Genomic DNA, 25,214 nt, shown 5'->3' on the forward strand with positions numbered 1-25,214 from the left:
CTAATTGACTTAACCCATCTTCGTGAAAACGTACAAAAAGATTCTTCTTGTTCTTGCAGGATTCCTTCTACTTGTAATTATAGGTATTGCTATATTCTTAAATTCCCTAAAACCAGACTATAGCGGTGAAAAAAAACTGCCAGGTATTTCCAATGAGGTAACCACTTATTTTGACTCCTATGGAATTCCTCATATTTATGCCGAGAACGAGGCTGATGCATTGAAGGCATTGGGTTATGTTCATGCTCAGGACAGATTATGGCAAATGGAGTTGTTGCGAAGGGTGGCCAAAGGAAGACTTTCTGAGGTTTTTGGGAAGGATATGATTGGAACTGACAAGTTTTTTCTCTCTCTGGGCATTGCCGATCACACAAAAGAAACTGTTGCTAGTCTTGCTACCGATAGTGAAACCATTGTGCTCGCCGAAGCCTATCTGGATGGAGTCAATGAATTTCTAAAACAGGGACCGACTCCCATAGAGTTTTATTTGACCGGCATCGATAAGGAGCCCTTTACCATTGAAGATGTGTACAATGCGGTGGGATATATGGCATTCAGTTTTGCCATGGCCCACAAAACAGACCCTTTGTTGACAAGTATGCGCAACAAATTGGGGGACGAGTACATGAAGGACTTGGCCATAAGTTCGGATACCTCTACTGTATGGATTAAAAATTTTAAAGGAGAAGTTACCGATACTCTCGGTACAAATATTACCGCAAGTGTGAATACAGCCTTAAGCAAGCTACCCATTCCGCAATTCGAAGGAAGCAACAGTTGGGTGATTGCTCCGCAAAAAACTAAAAATGGAAAGGTGATTTTGGCCAACGACCCTCACATTGGGTTTGCACAACCTTCGGTTTGGTATGAGGCCCACATAAGTACCCCAACCTATGAAAAGTACGGGTATCATTTGGCAGGAGTTCCATTTCCTTTATTGGGACACAACAGAAATCTGGCGTACGGACTCACCATGTTCGAGAACGACGACATCGATTTTTATTATGAAGAAACCCACCCATCCGATAGTACCAAATACAAAACAGCAGAAGGATGGAAGGACTATGAATTTGTAAATAAAACCATCAAAGTAAAAGATGGTGAGGATGTATCGTTTACTTACAAGAAAACACATCACGGGCCTGTCTTAAACAATATAGCTGACCAAATTTCGGAGGAAAAACCAGTTGCCATGTCTTGGATATATACCAAACCCAAGAATATGGTGATGCATGCCTTATACGGATTGAGCCATGCAAGCAATATGAAAGAGTTTAAAAACGCTTTGCCCAATATTCATGCACCGGGACTCAATGTAATGTATGGTGATGCCCAAGGAAATGTGGCATGGTGGGCCACCGCCAAGCTTTACGAGATGCCGGACATTCTGTCCACCAAGTTTATTTTGGATGGCACATCAGGCAAAGAAGAGCCATTGCGCTATTTGGACTTTTCAGAGAATCCCATGGCCGAGAATCCACCATGGAACTATGTGTATTCTGCCAATAACCAGCCCGACTCCATTGCAGGGATGCTCTATCCTGGTTATTATTTGCCTGAAAACCGTGCCAAGCGGATTGTGCAGTTATTGGACGCTAAAGATGATTGGGACAGGGAATCCATTTCTGAGATGATATTGGATGTTACCTCTCCAGTGAACACGGATGTGGTCACCGAGTTGATTAAATTGTTCGATGTTTCAAATTTGAACAATGAACAATTGGTGCTTTTGGACTCCATGAAAAATTGGAATGGGGAATATAGGCTCAAATCCATTAGCCCGGTGATATATCACAGGACACTATATTTTATGGTAAAGAATACCATGGAAGACGAATTGGGCCCAGAAATGTTCAAACAATTCTTGTCCACACATCTATTTAAGAGACAGATAGCTTGGGGCTCCAGTATGAAATCCGGAAAATGGTGGGACAACGTCAACACTCCAGATGTAGTGGAAACAAGGCAGGATATCGTGTTGATGTCGTTCGCTCAGACATGGGAATCATTGATTAAAGACTTTGGAGAGGATACTAGCCAGTGGACTTGGGACAAGGTACATACTTTGGAACATGGGCACCCCTTTGGCCAAGTGGCATCCTTGAGAAAATACTTCAATGTGGGGCCATTCCCTGTAGAAGGTACACGTGAGGTAATAAACAATCTTGCTTTTCCTTACGACAGCACCGGTTTCTATAAGGTGAATTCAGGACCTTCGACCCGTAGAATCATAGATTTCTCCGATATCGAGAACAGCATCAGTATTTTGCCGACCGGGCAATCCGGTAACCCCCTGAGCAAACATTACGATGATCAAGCACAGATGTATGTCAACGGAGAGTTCCGTAAAATGATGATGAACAAGAAGGAAATTGAAGAAACTGCTGCATCTGTTTTGATCTTTCGTTAATTCAAAAGGGGCATTCGTCAATTCAAATAAGGGTATCGTCAAACCATTGATTTTTTTGATTGGAGATTGGCTATTTTCTTAGCCTTTTTCAATTAGAAAGGTTATATGCTTATAAAAGTTTACGGAAGTGCCGTTTTTGGAATCGAAGCAACAACAATTGTTGTAGAGGTCAATATAGATAAGGGTATTGGTTATCATTTGGTTGGATTGCCGGATAACGCCATTAAAGAAAGCAATTTTAGGATAGCTGCGGCTCTTCAGAATAACGGGTATCGCATTCCCGGAAAAAAAATCACCATCAATATGGCACCTGCCGACCTAAGAAAGGAAGGTTCTGCCTATGATTTGACACTGGCCATCGGTATTTTAACCGCATCCAATCAGATTCGTTCCGAAAATATCGACAAGTATTTAATTATGGGGGAGCTGTCTTTGGATGGGAGCCTGCAACCGATAAAAGGCGCTTTGCCCATTGCCATCAAAGCAAAAGAGGAAGGTTTTGAGGGGTTTATACTGCCCAAAGAAAACGCGAATGAAGCAGCGGTGGTAAATGGACTGAAAGTATATGGGGTCGAGAACATAAAAGAGGTAATCGACTTTTTTGATACCGATGCACCTTTGGAACAAACGGTGGTGGATACCCGACAGGAATTTTATGAACACCTGAGCTTTCCCGAGTTTGATTTTTCAGATGTAAAAGGGCAGGAGAGTATTAAAAGATGTATGGAAATTGCTGCTGCCGGAGGCCACAACGTCATCTTGATAGGTCCACCGGGTGCGGGAAAGACCATGCTGGCCAAAAGGTTGCCTTCCATTCTGCCTCCAATGACACTTCACGAAGCACTGGAAACTACCAAAATCCACAGTGTTGTCGGAAAGGTAAAGAATAGGGGGTTGATGAGCCAAAGACCGTTTAGAAGCCCTCACCATACCATTAGCAGCGCTGCCTTGGTAGGAGGAGGCAGTTATCCGCAGCCAGGCGAGATTTCGTTGGCACATAACGGTGTTCTGTTCTTGGACGAACTGCCCGAGTTTGAACGCCGTGTGCTCGAAGTTATGCGACAACCGATAGAGGATAGAGAGGTTACTATAGCCAGGGCCCAGTTTACGGTAACATACCCTAGCAGTTTTATGCTGGTGGCCAGTATGAACCCGAGCCCAGGGGGCTATTTTAACGACCCAGATGCGCCGGTCACTTCCTCACCGGCTGAAATGCAACGTTATTTGGGCAAGATATCCGGACCATTATTGGATAGGATCGATATCCACATTGAAGTGACCCCGGTCCCTTTTGATAAATTGTCCGAGGAACGAAAAGGGGAGAGCAGTGCCATTATCAGGGAACAAGTAGAGGCGGCACGCCAGTTACAGACCCGAAGATTCAAAAAGATTGAAGGAATTCATTACAATGCCCAAATGGGTACTAAGCATATTAGGGAGTTCTGTAAACTCAACGAATCCTCTAAATATCTCTTGAAAGAAGCGATGCAACGACTGAATTTGTCGGCCAGAGCTTACGACAGAATTTTGAAAGTGGCACGTACCATTGCAGATTTAGAGGGTATTGAAGGGGTAGTGGAAAACCATATATCGGAAGCCATTCAGTACCGGAGTCTGGACAGAGAAGGCTGGTTGGGGTGATAAAGGATACTTTACCTTATTAACCACTTCGAATAGTTTTTCCGCTTCACAAACTTACATGTGCCATGGTATGGTATTCCGAAGTTTGTTGTACAATCTTATATCTTAAAACGTATGTTGTTTTTTAGTAAGGATTGCAAGATTATTCCAATAAGTTCCACTCTTCTTCAGTTGCTTTGGATTTTTGATATTCCATTACCAACAACCAAGCTTTATTGCGTTTTATCAGTAGGGCATCAAAATGTACGAATTGTTTTTGATTGGCGTTACCAGTCCCATTGTTGGATTGGTAAGCAAAAATTCCTGTTTCATGTGCGGTAGTTTCGTCACCTATTCGCTGTGAAAAACGGAATTCCACACTATTCTGTGTTTTTCCTGTCTTGGTGTCTGTGAAACCTTGCTTCCAATTTAGTAGCGCCTTTGCAATAGGTACGGATCCTTTGTTTTCACCAGTTGTAAATACAACAACCGCATCTTCATGGTAGGTAGCTTTATAGCCTTCAAAGTCCCCCTCATTTACAGTTCTCGAAACCTCGGCCCAAAAATTATTTAGTTCTGCTAGTCTTAACGAATCATTTGGAGTTTCAATTTTACCGTTTGTATCGTTTTTAGGGTTACCCGCATTAGCAATTGCAACACTTAGTGTAAGCATCAAAGTAATAACGATTCCAATGTTTTTCATATGTAAATTTGATTTTAATCGAACCTTTTGATCAAGTTGTAGGTAAAAACAATCATTTCCTTATAGTTATCTTTCGCAATTTTTTCATCGATCCCATGGAATCTTGTCATACTGTCCGGACCTATTCGAATAGGGTAGAACCTGTACACATCATCGGATACATCATAAAAGTATCTGGCATCCGTACCGCCACCTATCAGGCCCGGCACCACAACGGCTTCGGGAAACACGGAGCGTATGGTTTTTTCAAGGTTTTTGAAGGCATCGGAATCTATTCCGGAAACAGGGGAAGGGTTTGTGGCAAAGCCATTCAGTTCAACCTCGATTCCATCCCCAACGGTTTTTTTGATATGTTCCTTAACCGATTCAATGGTCTCACCGGGCAATATCCTAAAATTAATAGTGGCTTTGCCCACCGTGGGAATCACATTGTCCTTGACCCCGCCTTCTATTATGGTGGGCGACGTAGTGGTATGTGCGTTCAAAGCCTTTAGGACAGGGCCTTTGAAAAGCCATGGGTTGGCAAATGCCATTTTTTTGAAAAAGGGCATTTCGGCACCCATATATTCGAATTGATAATCGATGGGCTTTACCAGTTTATAGGGACGCTGATTGTTCTCTAAATCCACAATGGCCTGGGCCAGCATGCCAAGGGTGTTGTTTTCCGGCGGTGCCGAACTATGGCCCCCGCTGGTTTTTACAATAAGTTGAAATGAAGCATAGCCTTTTTCCGCCAAATTGACCATAGCGACGGTCTTGTCAAAATCGGGAACCATATTTTCTGCTAAAAACCCACCTTCGTCCAAGGTCATGGCGGTATGGACGCCTTTATTTTTCAGGTATGCTGCAATAGCCTTTGCGCCGTTTCCACCTCCAAGTTCCTCATCATGTCCAAACGCCAGATAAATGGTTTGCTTTGGCACAAAGGATTCTTTCAACAACATTTCTACGGATTCCATAAGGGCCATCAAGGAGCTTTTGTCATCCAGAGTGCCCCTACCGATAATGTGGGTGTCCGTGATAGCCCCTTCGAATGGTCCCGCCTCCCATTCGGATAGGGTGGGTTGGTCCACAGGAACCACATCTTGATGGGAAAGCAATACAATAGGTTTTTGTGACGGGTCGGAACCTTCCCATTTGTAGAGCAGGCTATAATCGTTTATTTTCTCCAAAACGAGGTTCTGGTGCAGGAGAGGATAGGTTTCTTTTAAGAACTGATGAAAGCCGTTGAACGCAGTAGAATCGGGGATGGCATCCTCACTCAAGGAGATGGTTCTGAACTGTATGGCTTTTGATAGATTTTGAAATGCACCTTCAGGGAAATCCATTGCTTCCAAAGGTTCCGAAGCAACTTGTTTTGATGTAAGGGAAAAGGTGTTGATTGTCAGTACGGCGATAAGAATCACAATGATAGCCAGAATGGCAAGGAGAATTTTTTTCATGGTCGGTTATGGTTGATGCCTCCAAATTAGATAAAAATCGCTAAGCAATCGATAAGAAAAAAATAATTTAATCTACTGTGATTGATCAAATTGTCAATTAAATCGGTTTAATTGGACGAATGTTCATGGATTACGTTAAACATTACTTAATCTACTGTTTTTAAGTATTTTAAAATCTATATTTGCGCCGTTTTTAAAAGAAAGTACAGGAATGCAATGTGTGGAGTTGAACCCAATGGGCAATTTTGACCCTTGGGAGCAGGAGAAGATTGATGAGTTGCTACATCAAAAAATCAAAGAGTCGTTAACGGACCAATTGGTATTCGAGAACGAGAGCGTTAAACTTTGGGACCTCAGACTTTTACCCGGCGAAAGGCTTGATTTTAGAAGGCACAATACCAATTATGGATGGGTGTGCACCACCGGAGGCCTTGTAATCACGCGTTATGGAAATGGTAAAATTGACATGATCAAACTGAATCAGGGAGATGCCGATTACTTCGAAAATAGAGGAAAAAATTACATCAATGATCTAGAGAACATCGGCGAGTACGCCATTGTCATCAATATCCTTGAATACAAGACTGTGGAAAAAAAGAGCAACATGCACTTTTCAAATTAAATCGCCTTGATATTTGCCTTAAGTCCGGATATGATGCCTAAAATATTCTCTACCGTCTCTTCCAAATAATATTTAACCGCAAGATGAGGAATTCTAACGGTGGTAAAACCGTTTTTAAAGGAGTGCATTGCATCCTCTAGGTCGTTTATGGCCTGCTCATGCGTGATCATATTGTAATTCCTGTCGATTTCAATATTTAATTTGACCCTGGAAATGGCAATATCCACTGATTTTTTACCATCCCACCATTCCAACATGGGGTGAACACCGGCATCTTTTAGGGCGTAAAATAAATGGACCGCATCAATTGGGGTATCATTGTCTAGAATCACCTTTTTGATAAGTCGTGTATGTCGTTCGCAAAGCGCTACACCTAAAGCTTCTTTTGAGGCCTTAAACTGTTGGGGGCTAATATCTTTGCCGCAATCCTTACATTTCATTAGTTTTAGTCAAGTTTATGTCAAAGTATGATTTGGGATTATTATAACTTTGAGATTTTTGAAATAGTATAAAAATTCGACGTACGGCACCCCACTTTTATACGAATTGCCTTTTTTTGGATGAAATGCATTTTTTGTTAAGATATCTTTTAAATTCATCGTTTTAAATATAGTGCCCATGTTCAATAAAATAGGTCCGGGAGTGTTGGTAGCTGCAGCATTCGTGGGTCCTGGAACCATTACGATGTGTACCTTGGCGGGAACAAACTTTGGATACGCCCTGCTGTGGGCCTTGCTCGTATCTGTATTGGCGACCATCGTATTGCAGGGCATGGCGGGCAGAATCGGCTTAGTGACCCAAAGCGGTCTTGTGGATGTCGTTAGGACAGAACTTAAGACCCGGTGGGTCAAAAATTTTGTGATTGCCATTGTTTTGGGTGCTATTTTGGTGGGCAACGCAGCCTACGAAGCCGGTAATATTGGAGGTGCAACTTTGGGACTTGAACAATTGTTGCCCCAACCGGAACTGAGACCCTTTTTGCCGACCATTATCGGGAGCATCATATTTCTATTGCTATGGTTCAGTAGCTACAAGATTTTGGAAAAGATATTCGTTGGACTTGTTGGTGTTATGGGGGTCAGTTTTGTGATTTGTGCCGTTATGGTTCAACCATCGATTTCTGAAATATTCAAAGGAATGTTCATTCCAAGGTTGCCTGAAAATGGATTGCTTACGGTCGTTGCCCTAGTGGGAACTACGGTGGTGCCTTATAACCTTTTCTTGCATGCTTCATTGGTCAAGGAAAAATGGAATTCCAAAACCGATCTAAAAGCAGTGCAATGGGACACCATTGTTTCCATTGGATTGGGAGGGTTGGTATCCATGGCCATACTGATCACAGCTTCGGCAGCGCCAATATCAGAAATCAACAATGCATTGGATATGGCCAAGGCCTTGGAGCCTCTTTTTGGAAAAATGGCGTTTTTGTTCATGGCCATCGGGCTTTTGGCGGCAGGAATCACATCGGCCATTACCGCTCCTTTGGCCGCAGCCTATGTGGCCAGTAGTTGCTTTGGATGGGAAGGTGGCATGCAGAATAAAAAGTTTAAAATGGTATGGGCCATTGTGCTTTTGTGCGGCGTCCTATTTCTTTCCTTTGATATTAAACCCATCGAGGTCATCCAGTTTGCCCAAGTCGCCAATGGCATTTTGCTCCCCGTAATGGCCTTGTTGCTTTTATGGGTGGTAAATAAGAAATCCGTAATGGGCGAAAACAAAAATTCCCTGGTCCAGAATGCATTTGGTGCGGCCATTGTGCTGTTCACGATATTTTTGGGCGCAAAAAGTATTTTTAAAGTAATCGGACTGTTTTAGATGCATAAATTCACTATTGATATTAATTGTGATGTAGGTGAGGGTGTGGACAATGAGGCTAATATTTTCCCGTTTATAAGTTCTTGCAATATTGCTTGTGGAGGCCACGCTGGTGACAAGGAAACCATGTTGGGAGTAGCTTCACTGGCCAAAAAGCATCAACTTAAAGTGGGCGCGCACCCATCATACCCCGATAAAGCCAATTTTGGCAGGGAAGTGATGGATATTTCCAACCAAGATCTAATACATAGTATTAGGCAGCAATTGTCGGTTTTTGATGAAGTATTGAAAAAGACGGAAGTCAGCCTGCATCACATCAAAGCCCACGGAGCATTGTATAATCAGACTGCAATGAACGATAATTTGGCCAAAGTATATTTGGACGCCATTGCCGATTATAAAGAAAAGACCATTCTTTATGTTCCTTTTGATTCCATAATAGCAAGAATGGCAGAAGAGCGTGGATTTAAAATTTGGTTTGAAGCCTTTGCGGACCGAAATTACAATTCCGACCTTTCACTGGTCTCCAGAAAAGATAAAAATGCGCTAATTGAAGACCCGGAAGCGGTATTGGAACATATTTTGCCCATCATCAAAAAGGGAGAAGTGTTATCGGTGCAAGGCCAATCCTTAAATATTCAGGCGGACACCCTTTGCATACACGGCGATACAGTTTCTGCCTTAAAAATATTAATGTATCTTTCTAAACAATTACCCCAAAACCAGGTGCGGATACAAAAATGAAAAGTTACCCCATTAGCATTAAGCCTTTCGGAGAACGAGCCGTTTTAGTAGAATGGCCCGAAAAGGTGAGTGAATCCATTTTAGCGGACATCCTCGATTTTATGGATGCTTTCAAAGAACTGGAAATTCCAGATTGGGAAATGTCCGTGGCCTATAATTCCTTGACCATGGTCTATAACCAAGACCATATTGATTTTGAGGAGACCAAAAACATGATTCTGGAGTGCCACGAAAAGCAGGCCAAATCCAAAACAGAGCGCATACAACATTTATGGACATTACCCGTGTGCTATGACCTCGAATTCGGAATGGACATTGAAGAGGCCTCCAAAACATTAGGTTTATCGGTCAAAGAACTTATTGAGCAGCACACATCGCACCAATATGTGGTGTACGGCATCGGGTTTTTGCCCGGATTTATGTACTTGGGCGGACTTCCATCAACTTTGGAAATTCCACGCAGGGCAGAACCACGATTAAAAGTGCAGAAAGGTTCCGTAGGCTTGGCCAGTAAGCAAACCGGCATTTATCCGCAGGATTCTCCCGGGGGATGGAACATTATCGGGAATTGCCCCGTTGATTTATTCAACCCGATGAAGGACGACCCTTGTTTTGTAAAAGTAGGGGATAAGATACAGTTTGAGCGCATCTCCAAAGCAGAGTATAAACTCCATAAGATTGAAGGCGAAGTAGGTATTTACGAACCCGAAAAAGTTGTACTGAATGCTTAAAGTTTTAAAACCCGGACTTTATACGACCGTTCAGGATTTAGGAAGGTACGGTCACAGAGATATTGGAGTGCCGATTGCAGGAGCCATGGATGTGGAATCGGTAAAGAAAGCCAATCTGCTATTGGAAAATGATGAAAATGATGCGGTTCTTGAAATAACCATGACCGGGCCAACCCTCCAATTTGATACGGACACATATATAAGTTTGTCCGGAGCCCATATTGTGGCCACTTTGAACAATGAGCCGATAGATAATTACTCAGTCATCAAAATTGGAAAGGGAGATATTTTGTCCTACGGCCGATTGGAATTAGGTTTTAGAGGATATATCGCTATAAAGGGCGGTTTTCAGACCAAAAAGGTGCTCGATAGTCGCTCACAGTTTTATCCTGTTACAAAATCGGCACGACTTAAAGATGGTGATGAGGTGCCATACAGCGAAACCAAGAACTATGAACCAAAAATCTCAGAGGTGAAAATTGAAGAACATTTCGAAAATAATATTTTAAAGGTCTATAAAGGGCCTGAGTTTTCTCTTTTATCCGATGGCCAGCTTACAGAGATTTTTGCCAAACCGTATACCGTTTCCAAAGAAAACAACCGAATGGCCTATCAGCTCTCCGAATTGATTACCGGACATTCCCATTCCATGCTGACCTCTGGAACCTTGCCGGGAACTATACAATTGACACCAGCAGGCCGAATGATCATTTTAATGAAGGATGGCCAGACCACAGGAGGGTATCCCCGTATACTTCAATTGAGCGAGGAATCCATATCTATATTGGCCCAGAAAAAGTATGGGGATGAGTTGAAGTTTAAACTGGTTTGAGAAACATATTCTAATTCTTGATTCTAAATTCATAATATTTTTCGTACCATTACAATATGAAAAGAAATAAACAAGTCATTGTCGAGGTCGTGATTATTCCAGAAATGGAGTGATACGGACTTGCAATTGACTTAAAAAGGCCTGTATCCCACACGATACAGGCCTTTTTTATTACAATAAAATTAATTGAATATTGGAATTTTAATCAATCTAAAAAACTGAAATACAGTAAATTATGTTTATTATGTTTCCAGTGGATTTAAACAGCGAACAACTGTTAAAAATCTAGGGTATTTTAAACATATATCTTTGAATTACGGTATAAATTCAGAAGAATACTGTATTTGAATGAAATTTGATAATGGAATTGAACAAGTTTAGCAAAAAAGTAACACAGGACCCCACGCTGCCTGCCGCCCAGGCCATGTTGCACGCGATTGGGCTCACAGACGAAGATTTACAAAAACCCCTAATCGGAATAGCGAGTACGGGCTACGAGGGAAACCCCTGCAACATGCACTTAAATGATTTGGCCCTCGAAGTGAAAAAAGGAGTGGAGTCTTCCAATTTGGTCGGCCTTATTTTCAACACCATTGGGGTCAGCGATGGAATCTCCAACGGAACACCAGGAATGCGATATTCCTTGCCTTCAAGGGATATTATTGCAGATTCCATTGAAACCGTGATCCAAGCGATGAGCTACGATGGGTTGGTCACTGTGGTAGGATGCGATAAAAATATGCCCGGTGCCCTAATGGCGCAACTGCGATTGAACCGTCCGTCCATTTTGGTATATGGCGGAACCATTGCGCCAGGTTGCCATAACAATAAAAAACTCGATATCATCTCCGCTTTTGAGGCTTACGGACAAAAAGTTGCTGGAGCGATAGATGAAAAAGAATATAAGGAAGTCATTCACAAAGCGTGTCCGGGAGCCGGCGCCTGCGGGGGTATGTACACTGCAAACACTATGGCATCTGCCATTGAGGCCATGGGAATGTCCATGCCGTTCAACTCGTCCATTCCGGCGGTTAACGATAAAAAACAAGCAGATTGTGAAGCATCGGGAGCGGCACTGTATCATTTATTGAAAGAAGATATTAAACCAAGAGACATTGTTACCAAAAAAGCATTGGAAAATGCCTTTAGGTTGGTGACCGTGCTTGGTGGCTCTACCAATGCGGTGCTTCACTTTATGGCCATTGCGCACGCTGCTGAAGTGGACTTTACCTTGGAGGACATCACAAGAATCAGTGAGTCGACGCCATTGTTGGCCGATTTAAAACCAAGTGGAAAATATTTGATGGAAGACCTACACAAGGTGGGAGGGGTTCCTGCGGTATTGAAATATATGTTGAAGGAAGGTATGCTTCACGGTGATTGTATGACGGTCACTGGAAAAACCTTGGCGGAAAACCTATTGGATGCACCGGATTTACAAGAAGGGCAGGATATCATAAGAAAAAAGGAGCAACCTATTAAGGAGACGGGACATATTCGTATATTATATGGAAACCTAGCTTCCGAAGGTGCCGTGGCCAAAATCACAGGGAAAGAAGGACTGGAATTCACAGGAACTGCCCGTGTTTTTGACAGCGAAACAGCGGTGAACGAAGGCATCCACACAGGCAAGGTCCAAAAAGGGGATGTGGTGGTCATCCGTTACGAGGGGCCAAAAGGAGCTCCGGGAATGCCCGAAATGTTGAAGCCTACCTCCGCCATTATGGGCGCAGGCCTTGGAAAGGATGTGGCCCTGATTACCGATGGAAGGTTCTCCGGTGGTTCCCACGGATTTGTTGTGGGTCACGTTTCCCCCGAAGCACAAGTAGGTGGGGGCATCGCCTTGGTAAAAAATGGCGATGAAATCACCATTGATGCGGTAAACAATACCATCAATATTAATATTTCGGACGAAGAGTTCGAACAACGAAGAAAAGAATGGAAGCAACCTGAACTTAAAATAAAGTCGGGAAGCTTGTACAAATACGCCAAAACGGTATCATCTGCAGCAAAAGGCTGTGTTACCGATTTGTTTTAACAATTATGATAGGGGTATCTCCCTAAATACAGGCTTATGGAGACATTAAAAGCACAAAAAAAAGATAGTAAAAGTCAAAAATCAATCAGGATTTCTGGTGCAGAAGCCATTATCCATTGTTTGCTCGCGGAAGGGGTCGATTTGATATACGGTTACCCAGGCGGTGCCATTATGCCCGTCTACGATGAACTTTACAAGTTTCAAGATAAATTGACGCATATTTTGACGCGTCACGAGCAAGGTGCCACGCACGCCGCCCAAGGCTATGCAAGGGTTACCGGCAGAGTAGGGGTCGCTATGGCAACTTCAGGCCCTGGTGCGACCAATTTGGTCACTGGAATTGCCGATGCGCAGATAGATAGCACCCCCATGGTTTGTATCACGGGCCAGGTGACCAGAAGCCTTTTGGGTTCCGATGCGTTCCAAGAAACGGATATCGTGGGCATTTCCACGCCAGTAACCAAGTGGAACTATCAGATTACCAGGGTGGAAGAGATTCCAGAGATTATGGCGAAGGCATTTTACATTGCCCGCTCAGGAAGACCGGGGCCTGTATTGGTGGACATTACCAAAAATGCCCAGTTTGATGAGCTTGATTTTGTATATGAAAAATGTACAGCGGTAAGAAGCTATAAACCAGCTCCCAAACCGGAGCCTAGTAGTCTTGAAAAAGCGGCCGAATTGATCAATAGTGCCAAAAAGCCATTTATTGTATTTGGTCAAGGGGTGATTTTGGGCGAAGCAGAAGCCGAACTCAAAGCCCTTGTTGAAAAAACCGGAATCCCCGCAGCTTGGACCATTCTAGGTCTTTCTGCCATGGATACCGACCATCCGTTGAATGTGGGTATGGTGGGCATGCACGGAAATTACGGTCCCAATATGTTGACCAACGAGTGTGATTTGCTCATCGCCATCGGAATGCGTTTCGATGATCGTGTGACCGGAGATTTGAATACCTACGCGAAGCAGGCGAAGATCATTCATTTTGAGATAGATCCAGCAGAGGTCAACAAAAACGTGAAAGTGGATGTGGCTGTTTTGGGCAATTCCAAGGAAACTTTAAGCCAGATATTGCCTTTGGTCAATAAAAATGAGCATAAAGAATGGAAAGCCGAATTTGATAAAATGTATCAAATTGAATATGACACCTTGATCAACAACGATATTCATCCGACCAAGGAAGGGTTGACGATGGGCGAAGTAATCGAGCAAATCAATATGGCTTCTGGCCATGAAGCCGTGATTGTTTCCGATGTGGGACAACACCAAATGATTGCTTGTCGCTATGCCAAATTCAAGCAATCCAAGAGCAATATAACCTCTGGAGGCCTAGGAACCATGGGATTTGGACTTCCAGCGGCCATTGGTGCCAAAATGGGTGCAATGGATCGCGAAGTGGTCGCTATTATCGGTGACGGCGGTTATCAAATGACCATTCAGGAACTCGGTGTTATTTTCCAGCACAATGTGCCCGTCAAAATCGTGGTGTTGAACAACGATCACTTGGGAATGGTGCGACAATGGCAAGAATTGTTCTTCGACAAACGCTATGCTTCTACGGTAATGACCAACCCGGATTTTGTAAAAATCGCTGAGGGGTATCATATCAAATCAAGAAGAGTGTCCGAACGTGGCGACCTTCAAGAGGCGGTAAAAGAAATGATGGCCTCCAAGGACCCATACTTTTTGGAAGTTAAGGTGGAAAAAGAGGATAATGTATTCCCAATGATTCCATCAGGGGCATCCGTTTCAGATATCAGGTTGAAGTAAATGGATCAATCCACTATCACAGAAAAACCCAAGCAATATCAAGATTTGCTTGAGAAGAGCAAGGAGATGGGATTTACCATGCCTTCCGATATTTATATTGGCACTTTATTGAAAACATTGGTGGCATCAAAACCATCAGGTAAGTTTTTGGAATTGGGTACAGGAATCGGACTATCATTGTCTTGGTTGATTCAGGGAATGGACGAGGATTCAAAAATCATAAGTGTAGACAATGATGCTTCGCTCATCGAAGTGGCAAAATTGTTTTTTGAAGACGAAGACAGATTGGAGCTTGTGTGTGATGATGGAGGGAAATGGTTGGAGGAATACAATGGCGATACTTTCGATTTGATTTTTGCAGATGCGTGGCCGGGAAAGTACAGTCATTTGGACAGAACCTTGGGATTGTTGAAAAAGGGCGGTTACTATGTAATCGACGATATGAAAAAACAGCCCAATTGGCCGGAAGGACATGAACAAAAGGCAAACCAATTGATCAAATCAATTGAAAAAAGAAAAGACATTACAATAACAAAGATGGACTGGTCCACAGGACTTATAGTCGCAGTAAAAAAATAAGAACAGCATGGGAAAACAATGGTATACCATCTCGGTGTATTCCGAAAATCATGTAGGATTGCTCAATAGGATATCAGGAATATTCTTAAAGAGACACATTAATATTGAAAGTTTAAATGTTTCAAAATCAGAGATTGAGGGTGTTTCAAAATTTACGATTGTGGTTTTCACGACAGAGGATTGGACACGCAAGATCGTGGGTCAGATTGAAAAGCAGATAGAGGTCATTAAGGCCTATTACCATACCGATGATGAAACCATTTATCAAGAATCGGCATTGTTCAAGATCGCTTCGCATTTGTTGTTCGATGAAAGGCAGATTCAGAATATCATCAAAGAAAGCAATGCACAGATCGTAACCGTGAACCGTGAGTTTTTTGCCTTGGCCAAAACAGGTCGCAGGCACGAAATAGACGAAATGCACGATGCGCTTTTGCCCTACGGCATTATGCAGTTTGTGCGTTCGGGTCGCATTGCGGTGACGAAGGCGGCAATGCCGATCAGCGAAATATTACAGGAATTTCAAGAAAACTAAATAGCGTAAAATCAAATATTAAAAATGGCAAATTACTTTAACACACTATCACTTCGCGAACAACTGACACAGTTGGGGAAATGTAGATTTATGGATTCCAGCGAGTTTGCTGATGGTGTTACCGCACTAAAAGGAAAAAAAATTGTAATTGTTGGGTGTGGTGCCCAAGGGTTGAACCAAGGACTGAACATGCGTGACTCCGGTTTGGACATCTCCTATGCTCTGCGTCCAGCTGCAATCAAGGAACAACGTCAATCCTACAAAAACGCAAAGGAAAACAACTTTACGGTGGGAACTTACGAGGAATTGATTCCAACCGCTGATTTGGTCATCAACCTTACCCCGGACAAGCAGCACACCAATGTGGTAAGCACAGTAATGCCTTTGATGAAAAAAGGAGCTACGTTGTCCTACTCGCACGGTTTCAATATTGTGGAAGAAGGAATGCAGGTACGTGAGGACCTTACTGTGATTATGGTGGCCCCAAAAAGTCCTGGTTCGGAAGTGCGTGAAGAGTACAAAAGAGGGTTCGGTGTACCTACTTTGATTGCCGTTCATCCAGAAAACGACCCGGAAGGAAAAGGTTTGGAACAGGCCAAAGCGTATGCGGCTGGAACCGGTGGGGACAAGGCAGGGGTTCTTGAGTCATCATTTGTGGCGGAAGTAAAGTCAGATTTGATGGGAGAGCAGACTATTCTTTGTGGTTTGTTGCAAACAGGATCTATTCTTTCCTTCAACAAAATGGTCGAAAAAGGAGTGGATGAAGCCTACGCCTCCAAATTGATTCAATACGGGTGGGAAACCATTACCGAAGGTTTGAAGCAGGGAGGTATTACCAATATGATGGACCGCTTGTCCAATCCAGCCAAGATCAAAGCCTTTGATTTGGCCGAAGAATTGAAAGTGATCATGCGTCCATTGTTCCAAAAGCATATGGATGACATTATGAGCGGACATTTCTCCAAAACCATGATGGAAGACTGGGACAATGGGGATAAAAACCTATTGGACTGGAGAGCTGCCACGGGAGAAACCGCATTTGAAAAAACACCGGCAGGGGATATGGAAATCTCCGAGCAGGAATACTACGACAATGGCGTGTTGATGGTCGCCTTTGTGAAGTCCGGTGTGGAATTGGCCTACGAGACCATGACCGAGTCAGGGATCATCGGCGAGTCCGCGTACTACGAATCGTTGCATGAGACACCATTGATTGCCAACACCATTGCAAGAAAGAAATTGTTCGAAATGAACCGTGTGATTTCCGATACGGCTGAATACGGTTGTTATTTGTTCGATCATGCTTGTAAGCCATTGTTGACCGATTTTATGAAGCAGGTGGATACGGAAATCATTGGAAAACACTTTGGCGAAGGCAAAGATACCGGCGTGGACAACGTAAGGTTGATTGCTGTGAACAAAGCGATCCGCGAGCATGATGTAGAAGTTGTCGGTGCAAGATTGCGTGCATCCATGACCGCAATGAAGCCAATAGGATAACGCAAAACCATTGGCCCCATGACTGAAACTGTGGAAACCTATTTTCCGCAAATAGCGGATATTTATCAAGCAGCAAAGACCATTGCCCAAGTGGCAGAGGAAACACCCTTGCAGCAAAGTATCCGCTATTCCAAATCGCATGGGGCCAATATTCTTCTCAAAAGAGAAGATCTTCACAGGGTACGCAGCTACAAAATCCGCGGTGCGTACAACAAAATAAGTTCGTTAAGCCAAAAACAATTGGACAGCGGTGTGGTTTGCGCCAGTGCTGGAAACCACGCGCAGGGGGTTGCCTTTGCCTGTAGTCGTTTGCGGGTAAAAGGGACCATTTATATGCCCGTGGTGACTCCAAAGCAGAAAATAGACCAGACCAAGATGTTCGGTGGTGAATGGGTTGATGTGGTCTTGGAGGGAGACACCTTTGACGATTCCAAAAAATCCGCCCAAATATTTTGTGAGCAAGAGGGTAAAACCTTTGTACATCCGTTTGATGATGAAAAAACCATCGAGGGCCAAGCAACCGTTGGTTTGGAGATACTGCAACAATCCAATGAACCCATCGACTACGTTTTTGTGGCCGTTGGCGGTGGTGGATTGGCATCGGGATTGTGTGGCACGTTCCGAGCATTGTCCCCCAAGACAAAGATTATTGGGGTGGAGCCGGAAGGAGCACCATCCATGCTTAAATCCATAGAAGAGGGTGAACTGGTGGAGTTGGAAAACATCGATAAGTTTATCGACGGAGCAGCCGTTCAAAAGGTTGGGTCGTTGACCTATCCCATTTGCAAAGCGCATTTACATAAAATGATCACCGTTCCCGAAGGGAAAGTGTGCCAGACCATCTTGGATCTCTATAACAGGGATGCCATTGTGGTGGAACCCGCAGGCGCCCTGACGATTACGGCTTTGGACTATTTTAAGGAAGAAATCAAAGGCAAAAACGTCGTTTGTGTGGTAAGCGGAAGTAATAACGATATTACCCGTACGGCCGAAATCAAGGAAAGGGCCTTGTTGTATGCCCAATTGAAGCATTATTTTATAGTGAGGTTTCCGCAGCGTCCAGGAGCTTTGAAAGAGTTTGTAGTGGATATCTTGGGGCCCAATGACGACATTACACATTTTGAATATTCCAAAAAATCGAGTAGGGAAAATGCGCCTGCCATTGTTGGGGTGGAACTAAAATCGCCCGACGATCTGGAGCCTTTGATCCAACGGATGAAAGAGAACAATTTCTATGGGGATTATCTCAATAACAAACCTGATTTGTTCCAGTATTTGGTGTGATGCCACCAACATTTTCAAGCATCATTATTATAAAGGTTGGTTTTCGATCTACACGAAAGCGTTTGCGTAAAAAACAACGTGATTTTCAATGGTTTTTCTGTTAGCTTTGTGTAGAATGGGCGACCATTTATCAACACTAATCGCTTAAAAACAATAACTAATGGCAACAACTACAAAGGCAATACCAGAAGCTTTTCAGATAACCGAAGAGATTCATCAAAAAACATATTTGGTCAACGGGGAATTACGTAAATGGGAGGGTGAAACCACCCCAGTAGTATCTACCATTTCATCAACTGAAGAATACGCGCCTACCGCTTTGGGGAGTGTGCCCGATATGGGAGAAGCCGAGGCCTTGGATGCTTTGGAGGCCGCTTTGGCAGCCTACGACAAAGGACAGGGGCTTTGGCCAACCATGAAAGTGAAGGACCGTATTGAGTGTATGGAAGCCTTCGTAAAAAAAATGGAGCAAAAGCGTGAACAAGTAGTGAAGCTTTTGATGTGGGAGATAGGAAAATCCAAGCCAGATTCTTACAAGGAGTTCGATCGTACCGTTGAGTATATTTACGACACCATTGAGGAATATAAGCAATTAGACCGCAATAATGCGAAATTTGAAAAGCATGATGGTGTTTATGCCCACATTCGCAGGGGGCCTCTTGGAGTGGTGTTGTGCCTTGGGCCATACAACTATCCGTTGAATGAGACTTTTGCTTTGTTGATTCCCGCTATCATCATGGGGAACACGACCATTTTTAAGCCGGCAAAACACGGAGTTTTGTTGATTACGCCACTTCTGGAAGCTTTTCAGAGTTGTTTTCCAAAAGGAGTGGTGAATATACTTTTCGGCAGAGGAAGAACCGTAGCGGCCCCCATAATGCAAACAGGAAAGGTGGATGTGCTGGCCTTGATAGGAAACAGTAAATCAGCGAATGCCTTACAAGAACAACACCCCAAGAGCAACAGATTGCGTTTGGTTTTGGGCTTGGAAGCCAAAAACCCCGCCATTGTACTTCCCGATGCTGAATTGGATTTAACCGTCAACGAGTGTATTTCGGGTACCTTGTCCTTTAATGGGCAGCGTTGTACCGCATTAAAAGTGGTCTACGTTCACGATGAAATCAAGGATAAATTCCTAAAGAATTTCGCAGAGAAAGTCGATGGATTAAAATTCGGTAATCCATGGGACGACGGCGTTAACCTGACACCACTTCCCGAACCCGATAAGCCTGCATATATTCAGGAGTTGTTGGATGATGCTTTGGCTAAAGGCGCTAAAATCATCAACAAAAAAGGAGGGAAGCATTTTGACAATTACATATGGCCAGCAGTGCTTTATCCTGTAACCAAGGATATGCGAGTATATCAAGAAGAGCAATTTGGACCAATAATTCCTGTACTTTCTTTTCAAGATATTGAAGAGCCATTGGATGATATGGCAGAATCCAACTATGGCCAGCAAGTAAGCTTGTTCGGGAAAGACGTGTATACTTTGTCACCGCTTATCGACAGCTTGGCCAACTTGGTGTGCAGGGTGAACCTGAACAGTTCTTGCCAGCGTGGACCGGATGTGTACCCATTTACGGGAAGAAAGGACTCTGCGCAATCCACATTGAGCGTGCATGATGCATTGCGTTCGTTCTCTATCCGAACATTTGTCGCATTTAAGGACAACAATTTGAACGTTCAAACCGTGGAGCAACTAATGGAAGCCAAAGTGAGCAATTTTTTGAGTACCGATTATATTTTGTAGAGGAGAAACACATTTTTCATATAAAAAAAGCCCCGAAATTCGGGGCTTTCTTATTGGTTTTTATGTGGGGGGTCGATTAAATATTTTCAGCCAACCAGTTGCCAACTTCGCTGGTCTTGTAAGCTTTTCCGCCATCGGCAAGGTCTTCGGTGACCACACCTTCGGCCAGTGATTTGTTTACCACTTCGCGAATGGCCTCGGCCTCGTCTTTAAGTCCAAATGCCGTTTCGAACATCATTGCAGCGGACAAAACCGTCGCCAATGGGTTGGCGATATCTTTTCCGGCCGCTTGTGGGTAAGAACCGTGGATGGGCTCGAACAACGATGTCTTTTCACCCAAAGAAGCGGAAGGCATCAAGCCCATAGATCCTGAAATCACAGAAGCTTCATCCGTTAGAATATCGCCAAATAGGTTTTCTGTGATCAACACATCATAAGCGCTTGGCCATTGTACCAAACGCATGGCCACGGCATCCACAAATTCATAGGACACTTCCACTTCAGGATAGTCTTTTTCCAGTTTCTGAACGGTTTCTCTCCACAAACGGGACGTTTCCAAAACGTTTGCTTTGTCCACACAGCATAGCTTTTTTGAACGCTGCATCGCCATTTCAAAACCTTTTTTGGCCAAACGCTCCACTTCTGCACGGGTATAGGTACAAGTATCGTAAGCCGTGTTGTCGTTATCCTCACGACCTCTTTTTCCGAAATAGATGCCTCCAGTGAGTTCACGCAGAAAAACAAGGTCGGTGCCTTCAATGCGCTCTTTTTTCAAAGGGGATTTTTCTATCAAAGATGGAAAGGTGAAGGTTGGGCGTACATTGGCAAACAATCCCAACTTCTGACGCATTTTCAACAAACCCTGCTCGGGACGTACCTTGGCAGATGGGTCGTTGTCAAAACGTGGATGACCAATGGCACCAAAAAGAACGGCATCAGCGGCCACACAGACTTCGTGGGTTTGATCTGGATATGGTTCGCCAACAGCATCAATCGCTGCAGCACCCGTAAGTGCAGGTGTCCAACTAATTTCGTGTCCGAACTTCGCAGCTACGGCATCGGATACTTTTACGGCTTGATCTATTACTTCTGGGCCAATTCCATCTCCGGCCAAGAGCGCTATGTTTAATTTCATTTCTTCAATTATCAGTTTTCAATAAACAATTATCAATGTATGGTTAAACCAAGTTTAGCATTTTCTCAGTGGCTTTTATGGCAGATACCGTTTGGTCTGAATCCAGCCCGCGTGTGGTAAAATCCTTATCCTTGGTCTGCCAAGTGATCAGGGTTTCACAAAGTGCGTCCGAGTTACTGCCTGGCGGGATACGAACGGCATAATCCACCAATTTTGGGAGTTCTCTCCCTTCCTTTTTGTATACTTTTTTCAATGCGTTGATAAAAGCATCGAATTGACCATCCCCTTGGGCGTGTTCCTCATAGGTCTTTCCTTCAATTTCGATGGAAAGGGTAGTGGAGGGCTTCAAACCTTTGGAATGGGTCAGCACGTACGATTTTACAAATACCTTTTGCTGATGCAGCTTGTTGTCCAGCACATCGGAAATGATGTAGGGCAAATCATCTTTGGTTACGCGTTCTTTTTTGTCTCCAAGATCAATGATGCGTTCGGTAACCTTTTTCAGTTCATCATCGTTCAAGGTCAATCCAAGCTCGTGAAGGTTCTTTTGGATGTTGGCCTTTCCTGATGTTTTGCCCAGTGCATATTTACGTTTTCTACCAAATCTTTCAGGGAGCAAGTCGTTAAAGTAAAGATTCTTCTTGCTGTCTCCATCTGCGTGTATTCCAGCAGTTTGGGTAAAAACATTGTCTCCAACGATAGGTTTGTTGTCAGGTATGCTGAAGCCTGTAAAGGCAGATACCAATTTACTTACTTTGTAAAGAGATGATTCCTTTACGCCTATCTTGATTTCCGGTAAAAAATCGTTGATTACTGCAACTGCACTTGCCAAAGGTGCGTTTCCCGCGCGTTCGCCCATCCCGTTTACGGTAAGGTGCAATCCGTGGACCCCGGCCTTTAAGGCTTCCATTACATTGGCAACACTCAAATCGTAATCGTTATGGCCGTGGAAATCGAAATGGGTATTGGGATACCTTTCAATGATTTCTTTTAGAAAAGCGCTTGTCTCGGTGTGTGTAAGAATTCCTAGGGTGTCCGGAAGCAGAATTCGTTTAACGGGTTGCTCGGTTAAAAAATCCAAAAACTGAAAAACATAGTCCTTGGAACTGCGCATTCCATTGCTCCAATCCTCAAGATAAACGTTGGTGTCTATCCCTAGTTTATTCCCTTCCGAAACAACCTTTTCTATTTCCGTAAAGTGTTGTTTTGGAGTTTTTTTAAGCTGATGGGTTAAATGATTCAATGAACCCTTGGTGAGCAAGTTTTGAACCTTGGCGCCAGCTTCTTGCATCCATTTGAGCGATACCCCATTGTCCACAAAGGTCAATACCTCCACTTTGGACAAATAATCCTCCGTAGCGGCCCAATCGGTAATGCTTTTTACAGCTTGCAACTCTCCTTCGGAAACACGGGCCGAAGCCACCTCGATGCGATCTACCTTGAGTTCTTCCAACAAGAGTTTGGCCAGGGTAAGTTTTTCTGAAGCCGAAAAAGAAACCCCAGAGGTTTGTTCACCATCCCGTAGGGTGGTGTCCATAATTTCTATGGTGCGTGTTTTCATTGTAATGGACGTAGCGTTCCGACGAATGAGTTATAGGGGTGTGTTTTCTGCGTATTTTTCAATATCTCCTTGGATGTTCAACAAATAGTCGATGTCATCAAATCCGTTGAGCATATTGCCTTTTTTATAATCGTTGATGTCGAAGCTTTCACTTTCACCGGTTGCCAGAATGGTAATCTTCTGTTCTGGCAGGTTGATTTCCAACTCCGTTTTTGGGTCGGCTTCAATTGCCTTGAAGATTTTGTCCAAAAACTCTGGACTCACTTGAACAGGAAGTACACCGATGTTCAGACAGTTGCCCCTAAAAATATCCGCAAAAAAGCTGGATACTACGCAGCGGAATCCGTAGTCGTAAACCGCCCAAGCTGCGTGTTCTCTTGAAGAACCGGAACCAAAGTTTTTTCCGCCCACCAAAATCTTTCCGGAATAGATGGGGTTGTTCAGCACGAATTGCTCCTTTGGTGTTCCGTCTGAATTGTATCGCCAGTCACGGAACAAATTGTCGCCAAACCCTTTACGCTCGGTAGCTTTTAGGAATCGAGCAGGAATTATCTGATCAGTATCCACATTTTCGATGGGTAATGGTACCGCTGAACTGGTTAGTATGTTGAATTTATCGTAAGCCATTTCTAATTTAATTATCAGTTTTTCAATTCTCAATTACCAATGGATTGTCCAATGATAATTGCACATTGTTTATTGTTACGCCAATACTTCTTCGTGAATTAACTCCCTTGGGTCGGTTACTTTACCTGTAACAGCAGCTGCAGCGGCCACCAATGGACTGGCCAAAAGTGTGCGGGCACCTGGGCCTTGTCTCCCTTCAAAGTTTCTGTTGGAAGTACTTACGGCATATTTGCCTGCGGGAATTTTGTCATCGTTCATCGCCAAGCAAGCAGAACATCCAGGCTCTCTTAATTCAAAACCAGCTTCGGTCAAAATATCCAAGATACCTTCTTCCTTGATGGCTTCTTCCACTTTGTGCGAGCCAGGAACCAACCAAACGGTTACGTTGTCGGCCTTTTTTCTTCCTTTTATGATCGATGCAAAAGCTCTAAAGTCTTCAATCCTACCATTGGTACAACTTCCAAGGAACACAAAATCGATAGGCTTGCCCACCATAGGCTCTCCTTCTTTGTAGTCCATATACTCCAAGGATTTTTTGTAGGTCGCAACGGCACCATCAATGGTTTCGGCCAAAGGAATGGTATTACTGATTCCAATGCCCATACCCGGGTTGGTACCGAAAGTGATCATAGGTTCGATTTCGCTCGCATCAAAAATGACCTCTTTGTCAAAATCAGCATCTCCATCAGAATAAAGCGTGCTCCAATATTCCATCGCAGCATCCCAGTCCTTGCCTTTTGGAGTATATTCTCTTCCCTTGATGTAGTCGAATGTCTTCTCGTCAGGAGCAATCATACCACCACGGGCACCCATTTCAATACTCAGGTTACAAACCGTCATACGGCCTTCCATGGACATATTTTTGAAAACATCTCCAGCGTATTCCACAAAATATCCAGTAGCACCGGAGGTGGATAATTTGGAAATGATGAAAAGCGCCACATCTTTGGGAGTGACGGCTTCGCTCAATTCTCCACTTACATTGATACGCATACTTTTGGGCTTGGGCTGCATAATGCATTGGGTGGACAATACCATTTCCACTTCACTGGTTCCAATACCGAAGGCAATGGCACCAAAGGCTCCGTGGGTAGAGGTATGCGAATCTCCACAAACAATAGTGGCTCCGGGGACCGTTATTCCGTTTTCCGGGCCAATTACGTGTACAATGCCGTTTTTCCTATGTCCAAGTCCCCAATACGGTATGTTGTGGGCGTTGGCGTTTTCTTCCAATGCCCTTAATTGATTGGCGGACAAAGGGTCCTTAACGGGCAAGTGCTGGTTTCGGGTCGGGGTATTGTGGTCTGCGGTCGCAAAGGTGCGCTCTGGGTACAATACTTTAATTCCTCTGTTCTTTAATCCTAAAAAAGCTACGGGACTCGTTACTTCGTGGACCAAATGCCTGTCAATAAAGAGTACATCCGGACCATTCTCAATATGCTTTACCACGTGGGAATCCCAAACTTTATCAAAAAGTGTCTTGCTCATTGTGTCTTCCATAATTTGTAAGCCT

Annotated in this window: 21 protein-coding genes; 14 read left to right on the forward strand and 7 right to left on the reverse strand. The window is 43.7% G+C overall.

The window, feature by feature from the left end; genetic code table 11:
* The first annotated feature begins 22 nt into the window (after positions 1–22).
* Positions 23–2,410: a penicillin acylase family protein gene (locus K1F36_RS00170; protein ID WP_220111989.1), complete on the forward strand. Its 2,388-nt coding sequence runs from the start codon at positions 23–25 to the stop codon at positions 2,408–2,410.
* A 105-nt stretch (positions 2,411–2,515) separates the two neighbouring features.
* Positions 2,516–4,051: a YifB family Mg chelatase-like AAA ATPase gene (locus tag K1F36_RS00175; RefSeq protein ID WP_220111990.1), complete on the forward strand. Its 1,536-nt coding sequence runs from the start codon at positions 2,516–2,518 to the stop codon at positions 4,049–4,051.
* Between the two features lie 142 nt (positions 4,052–4,193).
* Here the strand turns inward: K1F36_RS00175 and K1F36_RS00180 are convergent, their stop codons facing one another.
* Entirely contained in the window at positions 4,194–4,733 is a 540-nt protein-coding gene (locus K1F36_RS00180; RefSeq protein WP_220111991.1) for a hypothetical protein, read from the reverse strand.
* 14 nt (positions 4,734–4,747) lie between these two features.
* Positions 4,748–6,175, reverse strand: a complete 1,428-nt coding sequence (locus tag K1F36_RS00185) for a M20 family peptidase (protein ID WP_220111992.1) — start codon at positions 6,173–6,175, stop codon at positions 4,748–4,750.
* A 211-nt stretch (positions 6,176–6,386) separates the two neighbouring features.
* On the opposite strand from K1F36_RS00185, the gene K1F36_RS00190 reads away from it, so the two are divergent.
* On the forward strand, positions 6,387–6,797 hold the full coding sequence (locus tag K1F36_RS00190) for a hypothetical protein (RefSeq protein WP_220111993.1): 411 nt from the start codon (positions 6,387–6,389) through the stop codon (positions 6,795–6,797).
* Here K1F36_RS00190 and K1F36_RS00195 read toward each other — a convergent pair.
* Complete coding sequence (locus K1F36_RS00195; RefSeq protein WP_220111994.1) at positions 6,794–7,237, reverse strand: hypothetical protein; 444 nt, start codon at positions 7,235–7,237, stop codon at positions 6,794–6,796. The genes K1F36_RS00190 and K1F36_RS00195 overlap by 4 nt on opposite strands.
* A gap of 178 nt (positions 7,238–7,415) precedes the next feature.
* Between K1F36_RS00195 and K1F36_RS00200 the strand changes: the two genes are divergently transcribed.
* From K1F36_RS00200 to K1F36_RS00250, 11 genes are all read left to right on the forward strand, one after another.
* Complete coding sequence (locus tag K1F36_RS00200; protein WP_220111995.1) at positions 7,416–8,612, forward strand: Nramp family divalent metal transporter; 1,197 nt, start codon at positions 7,416–7,418, stop codon at positions 8,610–8,612.
* Complete coding sequence (gene pxpA, locus K1F36_RS00205; RefSeq protein WP_220111996.1) at positions 8,613–9,356, forward strand: 5-oxoprolinase subunit PxpA; 744 nt, start codon at positions 8,613–8,615, stop codon at positions 9,354–9,356.
* On the forward strand, positions 9,353–10,087 hold the full coding sequence (gene pxpB, locus K1F36_RS00210; RefSeq protein ID WP_220111997.1) for a 5-oxoprolinase subunit PxpB: 735 nt from the start codon (positions 9,353–9,355) through the stop codon (positions 10,085–10,087). The genes pxpA and pxpB overlap by 4 nt, the downstream gene beginning before the upstream one ends.
* Positions 10,080–10,919: a 5-oxoprolinase subunit C family protein gene (locus K1F36_RS00215; protein WP_220111998.1), complete on the forward strand. Its 840-nt coding sequence runs from the start codon at positions 10,080–10,082 to the stop codon at positions 10,917–10,919. The genes pxpB and K1F36_RS00215 overlap by 8 nt, the downstream gene beginning before the upstream one ends.
* 361 nt (positions 10,920–11,280) lie before the next feature.
* The gene (ilvD, locus tag K1F36_RS00220; RefSeq protein ID WP_220111999.1) at positions 11,281–12,957 is read left to right on the forward strand and encodes a dihydroxy-acid dehydratase; all 1,677 of its coding nucleotides are present in this window, start codon (positions 11,281–11,283) and stop codon (positions 12,955–12,957) included.
* Positions 12,958–12,993: 36 nt separating this feature from the next.
* Complete coding sequence (gene ilvB / locus K1F36_RS00225) at positions 12,994–14,727, forward strand: biosynthetic-type acetolactate synthase large subunit (RefSeq protein ID WP_220112000.1); 1,734 nt, start codon at positions 12,994–12,996, stop codon at positions 14,725–14,727.
* Complete coding sequence (locus K1F36_RS00230; protein WP_220112001.1) at positions 14,728–15,306, forward strand: O-methyltransferase; 579 nt, start codon at positions 14,728–14,730, stop codon at positions 15,304–15,306.
* 7 nt (positions 15,307–15,313) lie between these two features.
* Positions 15,314–15,841 carry an acetolactate synthase small subunit gene (gene ilvN, locus K1F36_RS00235; protein WP_207035898.1) on the forward strand — a complete coding sequence of 176 codons (528 nt, stop codon included), beginning with the start codon at positions 15,314–15,316 and terminating at the stop codon, positions 15,839–15,841.
* 24 nt (positions 15,842–15,865) lie between these two features.
* Positions 15,866–17,341, forward strand: coding sequence for a ketol-acid reductoisomerase (gene ilvC, locus K1F36_RS00240; RefSeq protein ID WP_220112002.1), 1,476 nt, complete (start codon positions 15,866–15,868; stop codon positions 17,339–17,341).
* Between the two features lie 18 nt (positions 17,342–17,359).
* On the forward strand, positions 17,360–18,625 hold the full coding sequence (gene ilvA / locus K1F36_RS00245; protein ID WP_220112003.1) for a threonine ammonia-lyase IlvA: 1,266 nt from the start codon (positions 17,360–17,362) through the stop codon (positions 18,623–18,625).
* A gap of 160 nt (positions 18,626–18,785) precedes the next feature.
* Positions 18,786–20,378 (forward strand): NADP-dependent glyceraldehyde-3-phosphate dehydrogenase, encoded by a 1,593-nt coding sequence (locus K1F36_RS00250; protein WP_220112004.1) that lies wholly within the window; start codon positions 18,786–18,788, stop codon positions 20,376–20,378.
* Between the two features lie 76 nt (positions 20,379–20,454).
* Here the strand turns inward: K1F36_RS00250 and leuB are convergent, their stop codons facing one another.
* The 4 genes from leuB to leuC form a co-directional block, all read right to left on the reverse strand.
* Positions 20,455–21,513: a 3-isopropylmalate dehydrogenase gene (leuB, locus tag K1F36_RS00255; protein ID WP_220112005.1), complete on the reverse strand. Its 1,059-nt coding sequence runs from the start codon at positions 21,511–21,513 to the stop codon at positions 20,455–20,457.
* Positions 21,514–21,556: 43 nt separating this feature from the next.
* Positions 21,557–23,074 (reverse strand): alpha-isopropylmalate synthase regulatory domain-containing protein, encoded by a 1,518-nt coding sequence (locus tag K1F36_RS00260; protein ID WP_220112006.1) that lies wholly within the window; start codon positions 23,072–23,074, stop codon positions 21,557–21,559.
* 30 nt (positions 23,075–23,104) lie between these two features.
* Positions 23,105–23,701, reverse strand: a complete 597-nt coding sequence (leuD, locus tag K1F36_RS00265) for a 3-isopropylmalate dehydratase small subunit (protein WP_220112007.1) — start codon at positions 23,699–23,701, stop codon at positions 23,105–23,107.
* Between the two features lie 75 nt (positions 23,702–23,776).
* The gene (gene leuC / locus K1F36_RS00270) at positions 23,777–25,189 is read right to left on the reverse strand and encodes a 3-isopropylmalate dehydratase large subunit (RefSeq protein WP_220112008.1); all 1,413 of its coding nucleotides are present in this window, start codon (positions 25,187–25,189) and stop codon (positions 23,777–23,779) included.
* Between the last annotated feature and the right edge of the window lie 25 nt (positions 25,190–25,214).

The sequence above is a fragment of the Flagellimonas abyssi genome (assembly GCF_019457905.1).
Classification (GTDB): Bacteria; Bacteroidota; Bacteroidia; order Flavobacteriales; family Flavobacteriaceae; genus Flagellimonas; species Flagellimonas abyssi.